Annotated in this window: 18 protein-coding genes; 14 read left to right on the top strand and 4 right to left on the bottom strand. The window is 34.4% G+C overall.

Annotated features, from left to right (window positions below; genetic code table 11):
* Positions 1-37: 37 nt before the first annotated feature.
* On the top strand, positions 38-670 hold the full coding sequence (locus AC4FQ5_RS12180; RefSeq protein WP_491143654.1) for a hypothetical protein: 633 nt from the start codon (positions 38-40) through the stop codon (positions 668-670).
* Positions 671-772: 102 nt separating this feature from the next.
* Here AC4FQ5_RS12180 and AC4FQ5_RS12175 read toward each other — a convergent pair whose 3' ends face one another.
* Positions 773-1,333 (bottom strand): RNA polymerase sigma factor, encoded by a 561-nt coding sequence (locus AC4FQ5_RS12175; protein ID WP_491143652.1) that lies wholly within the window; start codon positions 1,331-1,333, stop codon positions 773-775.
* A gap of 150 nt (positions 1,334-1,483) precedes the next feature.
* Between AC4FQ5_RS12175 and tyrS the strand changes: the two genes are divergently transcribed.
* Entirely contained in the window at positions 1,484-2,764 is a 1,281-nt protein-coding gene (gene tyrS, locus AC4FQ5_RS12170; protein ID WP_491143651.1) for a tyrosine--tRNA ligase, read from the top strand.
* A gap of 66 nt (positions 2,765-2,830) precedes the next feature.
* Here tyrS and AC4FQ5_RS12165 read toward each other — a convergent pair whose 3' ends face one another.
* The gene (locus AC4FQ5_RS12165) at positions 2,831-3,265 is read right to left on the bottom strand and encodes a hypothetical protein (RefSeq protein ID WP_491143649.1); all 435 of its coding nucleotides are present in this window, start codon (positions 3,263-3,265) and stop codon (positions 2,831-2,833) included.
* A 281-nt stretch (positions 3,266-3,546) separates the two neighbouring features.
* Between AC4FQ5_RS12165 and AC4FQ5_RS12160 the strand changes: the two genes are divergently transcribed.
* The 3 genes from AC4FQ5_RS12160 (at position 3,547) to AC4FQ5_RS12150 (ending at position 6,125) form a co-directional block, all read left to right on the top strand.
* Entirely contained in the window at positions 3,547-4,185 is a 639-nt protein-coding gene (locus tag AC4FQ5_RS12160; RefSeq protein ID WP_491143647.1) for an alpha/beta hydrolase, read from the top strand.
* Between the two features lie 88 nt (positions 4,186-4,273).
* Positions 4,274-5,599, top strand: coding sequence for a PDZ domain-containing protein (locus tag AC4FQ5_RS12155; protein WP_491143645.1), 1,326 nt, complete (start codon positions 4,274-4,276; stop codon positions 5,597-5,599).
* A gap of 1 nt (position 5,600) precedes the next feature.
* Positions 5,601-6,125, top strand: coding sequence for a hypothetical protein (locus tag AC4FQ5_RS12150; protein ID WP_491143644.1), 525 nt, complete (start codon positions 5,601-5,603; stop codon positions 6,123-6,125).
* On the opposite strand, the gene AC4FQ5_RS12145 is transcribed toward AC4FQ5_RS12150, so the two are convergent.
* Positions 6,122-7,150, bottom strand: a complete 1,029-nt coding sequence (locus AC4FQ5_RS12145) for a L,D-transpeptidase (RefSeq protein ID WP_491143642.1) — start codon at positions 7,148-7,150, stop codon at positions 6,122-6,124. The genes AC4FQ5_RS12150 and AC4FQ5_RS12145 overlap by 4 nt on opposite strands.
* A gap of 362 nt (positions 7,151-7,512) precedes the next feature.
* On the opposite strand from AC4FQ5_RS12145, the gene pruA reads away from it, so the two are divergent.
* From pruA to AC4FQ5_RS12125, 4 genes are all read left to right on the top strand, one after another.
* Complete coding sequence (pruA, locus tag AC4FQ5_RS12140) at positions 7,513-9,138, top strand: L-glutamate gamma-semialdehyde dehydrogenase (RefSeq protein WP_491143640.1); 1,626 nt, start codon at positions 7,513-7,515, stop codon at positions 9,136-9,138.
* Between the two features lie 177 nt (positions 9,139-9,315).
* Positions 9,316-9,528, top strand: coding sequence for a cytochrome C551 (locus AC4FQ5_RS12135; RefSeq protein WP_491143638.1), 213 nt, complete (start codon positions 9,316-9,318; stop codon positions 9,526-9,528).
* Positions 9,529-9,612: 84 nt separating this feature from the next.
* A complete protein-coding gene (locus AC4FQ5_RS12130; RefSeq protein WP_491143637.1) occupies positions 9,613-9,870 on the top strand; it encodes a hypothetical protein in 258 nt (85 codons plus the stop codon).
* Positions 9,871-10,027: 157 nt separating this feature from the next.
* Positions 10,028-11,188, top strand: coding sequence for a thioredoxin family protein (locus AC4FQ5_RS12125; RefSeq protein ID WP_491143635.1), 1,161 nt, complete (start codon positions 10,028-10,030; stop codon positions 11,186-11,188).
* Positions 11,189-11,446: 258 nt separating this feature from the next.
* Here the strand turns inward: AC4FQ5_RS12125 and AC4FQ5_RS12120 are convergent, their stop codons facing one another.
* Positions 11,447-12,469 (bottom strand): 3-oxoacyl-ACP synthase III family protein, encoded by a 1,023-nt coding sequence (locus AC4FQ5_RS12120; protein WP_491143633.1) that lies wholly within the window; start codon positions 12,467-12,469, stop codon positions 11,447-11,449.
* Positions 12,470-12,547: 78 nt separating this feature from the next.
* Here AC4FQ5_RS12120 and AC4FQ5_RS12115 point away from each other — a divergent pair, with 78 nt between their 5' ends.
* The 5 genes from AC4FQ5_RS12115 to AC4FQ5_RS12095 all read left to right on the top strand — a co-directional run bounded on the left by AC4FQ5_RS12115 (position 12,548) and on the right by AC4FQ5_RS12095 (position 16,490).
* Positions 12,548-13,447, top strand: coding sequence for a magnesium transporter CorA family protein (locus AC4FQ5_RS12115; protein WP_491143632.1), 900 nt, complete (start codon positions 12,548-12,550; stop codon positions 13,445-13,447).
* 162 nt (positions 13,448-13,609) lie between these two features.
* Positions 13,610-15,196, top strand: coding sequence for a patatin-like phospholipase family protein (locus tag AC4FQ5_RS12110; RefSeq protein ID WP_491143630.1), 1,587 nt, complete (start codon positions 13,610-13,612; stop codon positions 15,194-15,196).
* Positions 15,197-15,257: 61 nt separating this feature from the next.
* On the top strand, positions 15,258-15,803 hold the full coding sequence (locus AC4FQ5_RS12105; protein WP_491143628.1) for a hypothetical protein: 546 nt from the start codon (positions 15,258-15,260) through the stop codon (positions 15,801-15,803).
* 61 nt (positions 15,804-15,864) lie between these two features.
* Positions 15,865-16,230 carry a glyoxalase gene (locus AC4FQ5_RS12100; protein ID WP_491143626.1) on the top strand — a complete coding sequence of 122 codons (366 nt, stop codon included), beginning with the start codon at positions 15,865-15,867 and terminating at the stop codon, positions 16,228-16,230.
* A 20-nt stretch (positions 16,231-16,250) separates the two neighbouring features.
* Complete coding sequence (locus AC4FQ5_RS12095) at positions 16,251-16,490, top strand: hypothetical protein (protein ID WP_491143624.1); 240 nt, start codon at positions 16,251-16,253, stop codon at positions 16,488-16,490.
* Positions 16,491-16,493 lie beyond the last annotated feature (3 nt).

The raw sequence follows: 16,493 nt of genomic DNA, 5'->3' as shown, positions 1-16,493 counted from the left end.
CATATAATTTCGTAATTTTAGACCATACTTTTTTCTTATGAAGACAACCTTCTGCTTTCTATCTGTTATTTTCAGTACATTTTTTTTTGCTCAAAAAGAATTTCAACCCGCAGGTTCAACGATAATTGAATCGATTGACGGTGATTTGGATGGCGATAAAATTCCTGAAAAAGTGATTATTTACAATACAAAAGATACAACCGACATAGGGAATATCCGTGAAATTCAGATCCTGAAAATAAATAACGGAAAATGGACAATCCTGGAAAAATCTAGAAATGCAATTATTGAAAGCAATGGCGGCGGAATGATGGGCGATCCTTATCAGGACACCCAGATAAAAAAAGGAATTCTGGAGATAACCCAAGCCGGCGGAAGCAGTTGGAAATGGGGATATACAGATAAATACAGATTTCAAAACGGACGTTTTGAATTAATTGGTTATGATTCTACTTATGGAAAGCCTGAAGAATATTTCTCAAACGTAGAATTTAATCTTTCGACGGGGCAACTTAATTTTGAAAAAGAAGTTGAAAATACATCGGAATACGGTAAATCTAAAAAGGAAACTTTTGTAAAAAAGGGATTGAAAATTAATCTTCAAAACAGAAATCAGAGAAAACAAAGAGAAATTTTGCTTCCTAAGACTAAAGAAAAAGTATATTTATAACATTCATGTGTCATTTCGGAGGAATCTAAATTTTGTTTTAACATTTTATTGAGATTCCTCCGGAATGACAAACTTTATAAATAGAACTATAATATCTTGACTTTAATTATCCTCAAACTCGTTATCTTTCAACAATTCAGCCAAGACCTTTTTAGCGCGCATTACACGAACTTTTGTATTGGCAACAGAAATACCCAATTCTTCAGCAATCTCTTTGATACTTTTTTCTTCAAAAAATCTTAACTTAATGATATCCTGATAATTGCCATCTAAAGACTCAATAGTTTTGATAATTTTTTTCTGTTCTTCGTCAGAAATCATCAATTCTTCAGGAGATTTTGCATAATGATTTTTTACTTCATCCAAATTTTCAGTAGGATCCTGATTTTCCCTGCTTTTTCTTCGCCAAAAATCAATAATTGTGTTTTGGGCAATCGTCAGAATCCAGGTTTTAAACTGGAAATGAGGATCATACATATCCAACTTCGATAAAACTTTTGAAAAAACATTGACGGTAATTTCATCAGTATCATTTTCATCATGTACTTTTTTCATTACAAAAGAGAAAACATCTACCCAAAAAACATTGATGAGTTTTGTCTGGGCTTTTTGGTCTTTTTCCTTTGCTTTTTGGATGAGCGAAAATAATTGTCCGTCTTTCATTATAAACAAATTTATTAAAATTAAAAGATAAAGAATTAAAAAATTTAAGAAATTAAAATTAGAGATTTAAACTTCCCTGCAGAAACAGTCCGTTTATTTCACATTCCATAATTTACTTATCTTTGCACCTTAAATTTTAAACAAAAAATAATGAACTCTTTTATTGAAGAACTGAAATGGCGAGGTCTTTTTTCTGACATGATGCCCGGAACCGATGATCAACTGAATAAGGAGATGACCACTGCCTATATCGGGTTTGATCCTACCGCAGATTCTTTACATATCGGAAGTCTTATTCAGATTAAGATTCTGGCTCACTTTCAGCAACACGGTCACAAACCGATTGCTTTGGTTGGTGGTGCAACGGGAATGATTGGCGATCCTTCGGGGAAATCCGCAGAGAGAAATCTTCTTGATGAAGAAACCCTTTTACATTATGTTGACTGCCTGAAAAACCAGCTTTCAAGATTTTTAAATTTTGAAGGTGACGAAACCAACAAAGCAGAATTGGTGAACAATTACGATTGGATGAAAAATATTTCTTTTCTTGATTTTGCTAAAAATGTGGGTAAAAACATCACTGTCAATTATATGATGGCAAAAGATTCTGTGAAGAAAAGACTTTCCGGAGAAGCAGGTGTTGACGGAATGAGTTTTACAGAATTTACTTACCAATTAATTCAGGGATATGACTTTTTACATTTATACCAAAGCAATGGCGTAAAACTTCAGATGGGAGGTTCCGATCAATGGGGAAATATTACTACAGGAACAGAATTGATCCGTAGAAAAGCTCAGGGAACAGCATTTGCATTGACAGTTCCATTGATTACAAAAGCTGACGGTTCAAAATTCGGAAAATCTGAAAGCGGAGAAAACTACTGGTTAGACAAAAAGAAAACTTCACCTTATAAATTCTACCAATTTTGGTTAAATGCAACTGATGTCGATGCTGAAAGATTCATCAAATTTTATACTTTTTTAAGCAAAGAAGAAATTGAAAACCTAATCGAAGAACATAAAACAGCAGAACACGAGAAAAAACTTCAAAAAAAATTGGCTGAAGAAATCACTGTTTGGGTTCACGGAAGAGAGGAATATGAAAAGGCTCTGAGAGCTTCTGAAATTTTATTCAGTAAAGGAATGGATGATATGAATGAGCAAATATTTGCAGAAATTTTTGACGGAATTCCTAATGCTGAAATGCAAAAGACTAATATCATAGGTTTAAATATAGTTGATTTACTGTCCGAATCAAATTTCTTAAAATCTAAAAGTGAAGCTCAGAGAGAATTGAAAGGAAATGCAATCTCTGTGAACAAACAAAAAGTAAATGCTTCTTTTACTATTAGTGAAAACGATTTTGTGGATGGTAAATTCCTTCTACTACAAAAAGGTAAGAGAAACCAATTTATTGTAAAAGTAATTTAATTTCTTTAAAGATATACAAAACAAAAAACCGCCAATCGGCGGTTTTTATATTTTTGTTTTTATTTTTTATAATTCTAAGAAGCTGTGGTCAATAGATGCATCTTGTGTTCCTGATCCTGTAGCAGTATCAGATTTAGCAACTACACCATCAACATAAAGAGTAACGATCAATTGAGAATCTGCATTTGGCAAAACTGCATTCGCATCAAGATTAAGCTGAGACTGGCTGGAATTCACAAAAAACTCGTCACTTTTCCAACTTACTCCCGGTGGATCAAAAGTCGTATTCTGACTTACTCCTACTTGTGTAACAATCGTTTTCAAAACCGGATCTCCCGATCCTGTTCCTTTTGTTGCCTTTACTTCAAATTGCACCAAATATTCCTGAAAGTCGTCTTCGTCATCTTCTTTACAAGAATTCATAACAGAAATAACCGAAAATAATGCGACTACTAAAAAAGAAAGTCTATGTAATTTTTTTGATGTGTAAATTTGCTTCATTTCTCCAAATAGATTTTTAATGTTTCAAATATAGGTTTTTTATCAATATAAAAATAACTTTTATGAAAATTTTCCAATAAAGATTTACAAACAATATCAAATCAATAAAAGATTCTGAGACTGTTTAATCCTAAAATTTGAATCTTCATCATTTGCCTTTTGAAACTAAAATAAATCAATATTAACTATCTTTGTCCCTTAAGATCGCCCGAAGATAACCATCAGAAATATCTTCAGAATAAAGCGATTTCAAATAATAATAAAAATAGATTCCTAATTATATGAATTTAGATTACATCGTAAGAGAACCGGAAAATATTACTTCAAAAACACCTATTCTTTTTATGCTTCATGGATATGGCAGCAATGAGCAGGATTTGTTCAGTTTCAGAGAAAGCCTTCCTGCTGACTGGATTCTGGTAAGTTTCCGGGCTCCCAAAGCAACTCAATTTGAAGGTTACTCGTGGTTTGATATCGATTTTAATAATCCTGAACAGTTTATAGATATTGATCAGGCAAAGGAAGCATTAGAAAGCATTCTGGAAAACATCATGGCGATCACCAACAAATATGGACTCACCGAAAACAAAACACATCTCTGCGGATTTAGCCAAGGTGGGATTTTATGTTACAGTTTAGCACTAAAATATCCTGATCTTTTCAATTATATTGCCTGTCTCAGCAGCTATCCTGAAGAAAAATTGTTGACAGACATTGTAAAAGATAAAAAGAAATTGGAAAAACTACGATTTTTCGTTTCTCACGGAACTGACGATGCCATTATTCCGATGGAATGGGGAAGAAAAGCTGCCGATCTTTTGTACGATTTAAGCTGCTATTTCACGTTCAGAGAATACATGAGCGGTCACGGAGTCAATCAAAAAAATTATATTGATTTGATGGAATTCTTTTCGAAATAAAAGCAAATTCATTCATCATTTTAAAACATTCTCAACAATTTGAGAATTTTTTGTATTTCTGTACGATTTATTTTACTACTTTCATTAGATGAAATTCTTCCAGCTTTTATTCATTCTTTTCTTCAGCATTTTTACGAGTGCACAAAATAGTTTTGAATTAAAAGATGCTAAAAAAGTAGTTATACCATTTAAGCTGATCAACAATTTAATTTTTATTCCGGTCACGGTAAACGGTGCTGAACTCACTTTTTTGCTGGATACCGGAGTTGCCGAAACGACTATTTTCAGTCTCGAAAATAAAGAAATGAAACTTTCACCATTAGAAAAAATGAAATTTTCCGGATTGGGAGGAAGTGAAAGTATTGAAGGATTCAAATCTGATCATAATCTTGGAAAAATCGGAAAGCATTTCATTAATGATTCTTTTACATTATTTATTATTCTGGATCAGGATTTTAATATTTCGTCTCATGTCGGGATTCCGGTAAATGGCATTATAGGATACCATTTCTTTAAAAATCATCCGGTTGTGATTGATTATACCTCAAAAAAAATTACGGTTTATCAGGATAGAGAAATATTCAGGAAAAAAATAAAAAAGTTTAATGAACTTCCGATTTCTATTGAAAGAAATAAACCTTACATTTTTACTGATGTCGAGATGACAAATGAAAGAAAAAGCTCAAAACTTTTAATAGACTTAGGAAACAGTGATGCGATCTGGCTCTTCCCTGCTCTGATCAAAAATTTCGTTTACAACCGTCCCAATATTGATGATTTTCTTGGAAGAGGTTTTAATGGAGATATTTATGGCAAAAGAAGCAGGATTCACAATTTTTATTTAGGCGGTTTTCAATTTGTGAAACCACTGACAGCAATGCCTGATGAGTTCTCCATCCAGCATGTGAATTTGGTTGGGGAGAGAAAAGGTTCTGTAGGAGGCGAGATTATGAGAAGATTTACAGCAGCTTTTGATTATCCGAATCAAAAATTATATCTAAAGAAAAACGGAAATTATGATGATCCTTTTCATTTTAACATGAGCGGTTTAGATTTTCAGCAGGATGGAATGCAGTGGGAAAAAGATCTCGTCAATCTGGAAACCAAAAGAAAAGACAATGGCACAAAAGGTGTTGAATTGATCAACAACAGTTTACAATATAAATTTGTCTTGAAACCATTATTTTCTATTGCCGGTGTGCGGAAAGATTCACCGGCTCACAAAGCCGGTTTAAAGAAAGAAGATCAATTAGTCTCAATTAACGGAAGAAAAACTTCGGAAATGACTCTTCACAAAATCATGGAAATGATGAAATCTGAGGAAGGCAAAACAATAAATATGGTTATTCTGAGAAAAAATCAGGAACTTCGCCTGAGTTTTAGATTAGAAGACCCAATCCCTTACCAAGAATAATATGCAGACAGAGGAAACCACATTAGATAAAATAAGAAACCGCCCGAGATTCAAGATGTTTACCCACCTGAGTAAAGAAACCTACGCAGAAAATCTGAAAAAATATCTTGCAGAACACAAAGGTGAATTTTCAGGAAACATCAACAAAGAGATGGCAACAATTTGTGTAGAAACAGAATACGATAATTATTGGAAACCCCGGTTGTCACTTCGTACAGAAATTGAAGACGACCAAACTGTGATTCGCGGAGTTTTTGGCCCGAGCTCTGCAGTCTGGACATTCTTTATGTTTCTTTATTTCCTTTTTTCAATTTTGTGGATGACATTTTTCACTATGTATTATGTCGAAAAACAAATCAAAAGCTTCGAATATCCATGGGCTCTGAATGCTTCTTTTGTTATGCTGTTTTGTATTGCTGCAACCTACGCCGCAGCAAGATTCGGACAGAACAAAGCAAAAGATGAGATGAAAAAACTCAGAAAATTTGCAGAAGAATCTACACTTCAGTTTGAAAAGAAAATTTAGTTGGAAACTTCCGGTTCTTCAGTCGGAGCCTTTACTTCCATAGCTTTAGCGGCTTGTATGGAATCTGCAACTTTTTCTCGGTTAGTTTGCTCAGCAACCATTTTCTCAACGTGAGGTTTGATAAGATTAGTCATTTCTTCAACAGAAATATTATTTGCATTCGGGTCGTTTAAAAGATTTCTCCACGGTTTTCTTTTTCCCCACGGATAATCTCCGAAAACGATAACCGGAGTACCATTTGCTTTTTTGGTTGCTCCGCCGGGATTCAAAATCCATGTATCTGCATAATTATATAACCATTTTGCGTCATTCATTAATAATCTCAAACAAGAATGTGATGCAGGATACCCCGGAAGATCATATTGATGCCATCCGATTCCGCCTGTATTGTGAATATTAAAATTGTAAGGTAGTTTCCACTCGCTTTTTACTGTGGAGATCGCTAATTTCTTTTTCCAGTTGGCAAACATCAAACCTCTCGTTGTCTGAGCTGTTTTTTTACCCATGCTTGTAGGTCCCCATTTCACCAAAGCTCCGTTGGAATACACCGCATAAGCCTGAATTGGATATGAAAAAACCACGAATTTCTTCACATCACTCAACACATCGAGCTGCATAGGAAAAGGTGAATAAGCCATCAAAGTGGTATCTATTTTTGCAGGAACAACCAATGTATCAGAATTCCATTTGCTTTTTGAGTCTAATCTGTTTAATGCTAAAATTGCATAACGCTCTCTTTCAGTATATTTCTTACTGAAAATTGCATATAGAGAATCTCTTTGCTTTTTATTTTTTGGAATTGGAAATGCGTTATAAAAACCATTTTCCTGTATTGCAGGTGGTGCAGATTCTTTCACTTCAGCTTTTGTTGCTACGGAATCTGACTGTTCATCGTCCGATACAGTTTCTGAAGAAGTATTTTGTTGTTGGTCGCTTATTTTTTCGTTGTCTTTCTTACAAGAAGTAATGAATAACAAAAATAACAGAGTGTAAAAGAATGAGTGTTTCAAAAATAATTTTTTCATAAATATAAAGTGGTCATTGAGTTTGAACTAGAGATACAAATATCAGACCTAAAAATATTCAAAACAGAAAAATATTTCCCGGCATCATGTATTTAATTGAAATTTAAAATTTTAGGGATTAAATAAGATTTTAGTTCCTAAAATTTATTGTTTTTCAATAACTCAGATATTACAATATTGTTGAGCGATTTTTATTCTCTAAATCAGGTTACTTCTGAACAAATGAAATGGTTTTTTATATTATTTGGGAACCGAAGTCCTTTAGGATAAAGATCAATTCAGTCTTTCCAAAATTGACAGCAGACTTGAATAAAAGTTGTAAATTTGTATCCTTAGCAAACTATAAAATAATACAACGTAATATGTCAAAAGCAATTTCGCAAGTACCATTTGCAGTAAACGAACCGGTAAATTCTTACGAGCCTGGTTCTCAGGAAGTAAAATCTCTGATCGCTCAGTACAAAAAAATGTGGGCACAAAAAATTGAGATTCCAATGGTTATCAATGGTAAAGAAGTAAAAACTGATGATAAAGTACAGCTTCAGTCTCCTCAGGATCACGCTCACGATTTCGGATTTTATCACAGAGGAACAATGCAGCACGTAGACGATGCCATCAATTCTGCATTAGCTGCAAAGAAAAAATGGAACGAATTGGGTTGGGAACACCGCGCTGCGATTTTCTTAAAAGCTGCTGATCTTTTGGCAGGACCTTACAGAGATGTCATCAACGCTGCAACGATGATCGGACAGTCTAAAAATGTTCATCAGGCAGAAATTGATGCGGCTTGTGAGTTCATTGATTTTTTAAGATTCAACGTAGAATTCATGACAGAAATGTATTCTGAGCAACCAGTTTCTGACGCAGGAATCTGGAATCGTGTAGAATACAGACCATTGGAAGGATTCGTTTTCGCAGTTACTCCATTCAATTTTACAGCAATTTCAGGAAACTTGCCGGCTTGTATGGCAATGCTCGGAAATGTTGTGGTTTGGAAACCTTCAGATAAGCAGATTTATTCCGCAAAAGTAATTATGGATGTTTTAATCGAAGCAGGACTTCCTGCAGGAGTTATCAATATGATTTTTACCGACGGAAAAGAAACTGCTGAGAAAGTTTTAGCACACAGAGATTTTGCAGGACTTCACTTTACAGGTTCAACAAAAGTTTTCCAGGGAATGTGGAAAATGATTGGTGATAATATTCATAATTACAGAACATATCCGAGAATTGTTGGAGAAACTGGTGGTAAAGATTTCGTGATCGCTCACCCTTCCGCAAACGTAGAAGCTGTAGCAACAGGTTTAGTAAGAGGTTCATTTGAATATCAAGGACAGAAATGTTCTGCAGCTTCAAGAGCTTATATTCCAAGATCGCTTTGGGCAGACGTGAAAAAAGTAATGGAAACACAGATCGCTTCCATCAAAATTGGTTCCCCTGAAGATCCTTCTAATTTTGTGAATGCGGTAATCGACAAAAATTCATTCGAAAAATGCAAAGGGTATATCGAAAGAGCGGAAGCATCAAGCAACGCTAATGTAATCATCGGTGGTAAATGTGATGATTCGAAAGGATGGTTTGTAAGTCCTACAGTAATTGAAACTACTGATCCTCAATACGAAAGTATGGTTGAAGAAATTTTCGGACCTATCTTATCGGTTTATGTTTACGAAGATCAGGATTGGAAAGAAACACTTAAAATCGTGGATTCATCTTCTCCATATTCATTGACGGGTTCTGTATTTTCACAAGACAGATACGCAACAGAAGAAGCATTCAAAGCTTTGGAAAATGCAGCAGGAAACTTCTATATCAATGACAAACCAACAGGTGCAGTTGTAGGACAGCAACCTTTCGGTGGAGGAAGAGCTTCAGGAACAAATGATAAAGCCGGTTCTAAAATGAACTTACTAAGATGGACATCTGTAAGAAGCATCAAAGAAACTTTCGTCTCACCTAAAGATTACAAATATCCATATTTAGGATAATTATTTTTTAGATAAGAAATTTTCTTTTAGAATAAGTAAAGCCTCGAAATAGTTCGGGGCTTTCACTTTGTCTGAATTTAACAATTATTTAATGTTTTTATAATTAATTAATCATAAAATGGAAAATTTCGGAATAGTTATTGAATACACCGTTATACACCCATAAAAATAAATATTATGAAAAAGCTATTGTTATTAACCTTAGGAATAGGATTTGTTGCAGCGAGCTGCGGAACAAAAGAAAAACAGATGTCATCGAGTAGTACAGATTCTACCATGGTAGATACCACTATGCAGGCTGCAGCACCACCCGCTGCTGATACGATGACAACTGCAATGCCTGCAGATACTATGAAAGTTGATACTGCGGCAGCTCCTGCAACCAGATAAAAACTTATCAGAAAATGGAAAATCCGCAGATGAAAGTTCTGCGGATTTTTTTATATTTGATTGACAAACATTAAAAAATATACTATGAAAAAAATATGGATAGGAGCAGCTGTAGGAATAATGATCTTTGTAAGCTGTGCAGACAAAAAAGAAAACAGAGAAGAATTTAAAGCTGACCACAATAAAGATTCTATGAGAAATCATCTGGGAGACTCGGCAGTAGCAAACTCCGAAAAAAATGCTGCTGATACTACAAATCTGGCAAACGATACCGTTAAAAAGCCAACCGATTATGAAAGCAAAGAATCACGTCCGAATACTAAAGTAGGCGGTTCGAGATAAGATAGAATCCACAGAATATCTGTGGATTTATTATTTTCAAACCATTTCAGCCAGATTATTTCCAGAGATTTTAACTAAACTTTATGAATTGAATTATTGATAATTATAAAGCCTTATGTTGACATAATTATTACATTTGTATTCAATAAAATATTTCATGAAAAAAACAGCAATATTATCATTACTTTTCTTTGCAGTGATTGCTTTCGGACAAGGAATCAAATTTGAGGAAGGCAATTTTAAAAGTCTTTTAGCAAAAGCTAAAAAAGAAAACAAACTTATTTTTATAGATGCATATGCAGTTTGGTGTGGACCGTGCAAACTGATGGTGAAAAATATTTTCCCACTGAAACCGGTAGGTGATTATTACAACGCAAATTTCATCAATGCTAAAATAGACATGGAGAAAGGTGAAGGAATTGAACTAGCGAAAAAATATAACGTAAGAGCTTTCCCTACTTATCTCTTTATCAATGGTGACGGTGAAGAAGTACACAGAACTTTAGGTTACGTTGAAGAGAAAGACTTTATCCAGTTTGCAATGGATGCAGGAGATCCGAACAAAAGACTGACAGCTTTAAAACAAAAATTCGAGAAAGGAGAAAACGATCCTGAATTTTTGAAAAACCTTGCAGGTCTTACGATTTACAATGATGCAGATTTTGCAGGAAGAGTTTTAGAGCGCTATTTCAGTGCAAAATCAACTTTAGACACAGATGATGTGCAGATGATTCTATCAGGTACTCAAAGTACAGAAAGTCCTCTGTATAAGATATTCCAGAATAAAAAGGAAGAAATCATCAAAGTTTTCCCGGCTGAACGTTACGAGATGGTTGATAAAAATATCAAGCTGACTACGATCATGAAAAAAACGTACAGCGCAGATACAAAAAAATGGAACGATGCTTATTTTTATGCTGAAACTCAGAAGTTTTTGACAAAAGAAGAATCTGAAAAACTATTGAAGAAAGCAAAATCAAACAGAGCTCTAAAAGACAAAGATTTTGCAACCTATGAGAAAATGACTCTTGATCTTTACAAGGATTATTCTGCAGCAAGCTCAGAAGAATTAAATTCATTAGCATGGAATTTCTTTGAAAACGTCAACACAAAATCTTCTCTTGAAACTGCTGTAAAATGGGCTCAGGAATCTGTAAAGAAAAATGAAAATTATGCTAACACAGATACGTTAGCTAATCTTTACAACAAAGTTGGTGACAAGAAAAATGCTAAACTTTGGGCTGAAAAGTCTATCGCGCTAGGAAAAGCGTCAGGTCAAGATACTGCAGACACAGAAAAAATATTGAAGAGTTTATAAGCTTTAATTTAAATCATAAAAAAATCCGCTGAAATAAATTTCAGCGGATTTTTTTATTTTATTGACCTAGGAAGCGAAGGCGTTAAAAAAATAAACTTTATAAGCGTTAAGAAAATTCTGCTGTTTGAAGCGCGACACAAATCTTAAACTGAAGAACTAACTTAAAATTTGCGCAAGTTTTAGAATTTTTAGTGAGTAAATTTATTTTTAGCCTGAGTTTCCAGTCTTGAACTTTTGTTTCAAGACAAAAGAAGAGAATTAGTATTCAAACAAAATACTTCCCCAGGTAAATCCACTTCCAAAAGCAGACAAAAGCACCAGATCTCCTCTTTTGACCTTGCCAAGTTCTATCGCTTCACTCAAAGCAATCGGAATAGAAGCCGCCGTTGTATTTCCGTATTTCTGAATGTTATTGTGAATCTTTTCATCCGGTAAACCAAATTTCTGCTGAACAAACTGAGCAATTCTCAAGTTCGCCTGATGCGGAATAAACATATCAAGATCTTCAACCGTCTTCCCTGCTTTATCTAACGCTTCCATCATTGTTTCCGGGAATCTTGTAACTGCATGTTTGAATACAAAATTTCCGTTCATGATCGGATAAACTTCTTTGTCGGTTACATTTTCAGGCTCCTTTCTCATTCTGTCACTCCATCCGTATTTAGATCCGGGAAACTGTGTACACAATTCATCGGCATATTTGCCTTCAGAATGCATATTCATGGCTAAAATATCTCCTGCGTTTTCATCTTCAGATGCAGAAAGCACAATGGCTCCTGCTCCATCTCCGAAAATTACAGAAACTCCTCTTCCTTCATCCGAAAAATCAAGTCCGAAAGAATGAACTTCAGCTCCTACAACCAGAATATTTTTATACGTTCCTGATTTTATGAAAGCATTGGCAACACTCATCGCATATACAAAACCTGAACACTGATTTCTCACATCCAAAGCTCCGATCGTATCACAGCCCAACATATCCTGAAGCAAAACGCCGCAACCAGGGAAATAATAATCCGGTGAAAGCGTTGCAAAAACAATGTAATCAATATCTTTTGCCGTTAAATCAGCCTGTTGAAGTGCTTTTTCAGAAGCTTTAAAACCAAGAAATGCTGTTGTTTCCTGAGCATCATTTCTGTTGATTCTGTGTCTGCGCTCTTTGATGCCCGTTCGCTCTGTAATCCACTCATCATTGGTGGTCATTAATTTTGCTAAATCATCATTGGTGACAACATGATCCGGAACGTGAAATCCGATTCCTTTTATTGTACTTTTAATCATATAGTTTGTTTAATTTTGGTAAAGATAAAACTTTATTTTACACATAGGTTTTTTTAAAATTTATAGTATTTTTACTTTATGCCTATCAATACAATTTACAGAGATTCGGGATGCGAATGGATAGACGTAGAAGCACCTACGGACGAAGATATGAAGTACCTTCATGAGAGATATGAGATCAATAATCTCCTTTTGGAAGACACTTTAGATCCCAATCATTTGCCCAAATATGAGGAAGACGGAAATGTGAAATTCTTTCTTCTGCGCGAAAGTACAGAGCTCGAACGCAAAAACCTCAACAGCATCAGCGACATCAGTACAAAAATCGGGATTTTCCTTTTAGAAAAAACCATCATCACGGTACATAGGATGAAAGCAAAAAGTATCACGGAAACTAAAAAAGCACTTACAGAAAGCCAGGATAAAGTACATACCCATAAAATAGCACTGATGATTTCTTTGGTCATTATGAAAAGTTTTGATGATGAAGCCCTAAGTCTTTTTGAAACGATGGATAATATCGAAAACGAAATTTTCCTTAAAAATACCAATCATACCATCCAAATCAGAAGACTCTATAAATTGAAAAGAAAATCAGGATTAAACTCAAGGGTTTTAACGATTTCAAATGACGCAATTGATAAGTTTAGATTACTAAACCTTGAAGACTCTGAAGTCGTTGATTTAAAGGATAAACAAAAAGATGTCGTAGCCGATTTTGATCATTTGAATATTCAGATTACCAACTTAATTTCGATGTTTCTGGCATTGTCTGACCAGAAAGCGAACCAAGTGATGAAAGTATTAGCAATCTATTCGGTTTATTTTTTACCAATCACTTTTATTGCCGGTTTGTACGGAATGAACTTTGATAATATGCCCGAACTTCGTACACAGCACGGATATTATTATACGCTTGGTCTAATGGCTGCCATTGTGATTTGTACATTTATTTATGCGAGGAGAAAACAATGGTAACAATTTTATTAATAGTTTAGACGATCTTTAAAAATGTAAGCGGTTATAAATAAATTATCTCTCGCAGATTTTACAGATAGCGGCGCAGATTTTTTAATAATTAATCTGCTAAATCAGTTAAATCAGCGAGAGAAAACTAAATAAAAACACCAAACCAAAATCATGAAAACCGAAATCCTTCAAAAAATCCTTGAGGACGACGTACTTTCTCAGGAATCAAAAGAAAAGCTGAGTGCTTTACATGAAAACATTTCCACTAAAGAATTTTCAGACATTCTCGATGCAGAAGGCAATCAGTATGTAGAATTTGTACAGGAAGGTGGCGGTGTTTGGGGAAGTGCTTTAGTCGGATATCTCTATGCACTTGAAATCTTTGGAATTCGTTTCCTTAAAGTTGCCGGAACGAGTGCAGGAGCCATCAATACCATGCTTATTGCTGCCTGTAGAACCAAAGAAGAAGCAAAAGGTGAAATCATTAAAAACATTCTCTTCAACTGGGATTTTTCTGATTTTATGGATGGTAAACCGTATGTAAGAACTACTATTCATGCGATGCTCAACAATAAAAATTTCATCAAGATCAATGTTATTATTGTTTCTATAGTCATGCTGATTCTTATTGCGCTGCCGTTTGTCATTTCGTCTGAAACCATTCTAAATGCAAAGCTTCTATTTTTAGTTCCGCTGATTCCCATCATTCTTGGATTTATCTGTTTTAAAAAGTTTTATAATGATTTCAGGAAAAGCAACAGCGGACTGAATCCCGGAAATGTTTTTCTGAAACAAATGACCGACGTGATGAATGGATTCGGCATTAAAACCGTCGCTGAACTCAACCAGAAATTTATTCAGAAAGAACATCAGATGAATCTCAATTACCGTTACGGAAACGGCATGGAATATTATACCAATGCGCTCAACGGAATTGAAGATATCAAAATGAATAATCTCGAACACATCGACCAAACCCGTTACCGAATATTTTTTGAGAGTGCCGAAAACAATGATTATTACAAGAACAATCCGTTTTATGGTTTGCAGACGGAATATGTTGTGATCACGACAGATATTAATGCCAAAATAAAAGTTGAGCTCCCGACAATGGCCAATCTCTATTGGTCGGAAGAAGAGCTGAAACACATCAGTCCGGCAGAATTTGTGCGGGCTTCGATGTCTGTGCCTTTCTTTTTTGAACCGATGCAAAAGCTCATCAATAAAGACGATGATTCGGTAAAATATGCCTGGAAATTCTGGATGAATACTCAAAAAGAAGACATTTATCCTGTCGGGATCTTCATTGATGGCGGTACACTCTCCAATTTTCCGATTGATCTTTTTCATATGAATGATATTTTCTATCCCAGACTTCCATTGTTTGGAGTTCAGCTTACCAGCGATTCTGAAATTTTAGGCGAAAAAGGAAAAACAAGTGAACAAATCTTGAAAACTCCCCTCTCCTACGCCGGAAATATCATTGGTACTTTAAAAGGTTTTAATGATAAAACATTTCTGACCAAATACTCTTTCTACAATCTTTACAGCATCAAAACCGTGAATTGCGGAACAAGCAGCTGGCTCAATTTCTTTATGAAAAAAGATGAAAAAGAACAGCTCTTCAACGCCGGATTTCTCGCAGCCCTCGATTTTCTCAATCAATTTGACTGGGCAAAATATAAGTGCGAAAGAATGATGGTTGCGATGAAAGAGAAAAAGATTCTGAAGGAGGAAGATACGAAGACGGTAGGGTGATTTTGGGTTGGAGAGTTACAGAGTTCGAGAGTTGGAGCGTGTTGGCGTTATAAAGTTTTCGATGTGGGGATTTGCAATCTTTGCTTATTTAAAAAACTATCATCGTTTAAAAAGGAAAAATTTAATCAATGATAGCAAATCCAATACATCATTTAAAAAACTAAAAAAACAGATGGCTATAAAAAATAAAGTTATAAAATTCTTAACAGAAAAATATTATTTAATACTTCTTTTGATACCTTCATTTATCATTTTTGGATTCATAGATGAAAAAATGTGGGTTACAAAAATGTTAAAAAACCCGAGATATACAATCGGAGTTGCAACTACAGATTGGCATCAGAAAAACAATAATGGTGTTGGTACTGATTATAAATATTATTTTAAAAAAGTCGAATATTTACGTACTACAAGCTATTCATATAAAAAAGGAGATTCATTTTTAATAATTTTTGATTCTCTTAAACCTAAAAACAACAAAGTACTTGGATTTTATAACATCGAAAATTATCTGATTGATTTGAAAGTTCCTGATAATGGCTGGAAATACAATGAAGTTCCATTTAATATTGATAGTGTAGAGATAAGAAATAAATTAACAGAATAATGTTCACCATGAAACAAAAACCATTTTCCAAAATATTAACCGCAACTAATCAACACAAAACATGACCACCAAATTAGATTTGAGAAAAGATTTAAACATTCAAAACTCAGAAACAACCACTCCCGCAGAAATATTTCAAAACCAAACCCTGCGTCCCATTTTAAAATTACAGAACGATCTTTATCTGTCGCTGTTTACAAACTATGCATTGCGACAAAAAGCTGATTTCAGTACATTATCGACTTTAAAAAAACAAATGTTTATCGAACAGAGTCTGCAAAAAGATACGGTGTTGAAAAACACTTTCATTGGAATGACCATCGGAATGTTCACTTTAGAAGAATTGGAAACCTATCATTCTGACAGTAAAGTTTTTAATAAAAGAATCATCACGATGGTGATTGAGAGATTGAAAAGTCATATATAAAAGACAAACAAGTAATAAATATGAAGAAAAAATTACTTAACAGATATTTCTTCTTTGCAGGATTGTCGTTAATGATTTTGTCAGTTTTGATGTTGATTTTCATTGCGAAAACATTTTCAGCAACGGGTAATTATCCGCAAGTCATGATAACATTAGGCGAATTTTGCTTTGTCTTTTGGTTTCCATTTTTAATATTTGGCATTATTTTCTTGATCGTAGGAATCATCCTAACGGTTTACAAAGCCAATAAAACATCATGATTT

It is taken from the genome of Chryseobacterium sp. DT-167 (genome assembly GCF_058310155.1).
This window is presented reverse-complemented; position numbering and strand designations above follow the sequence as displayed.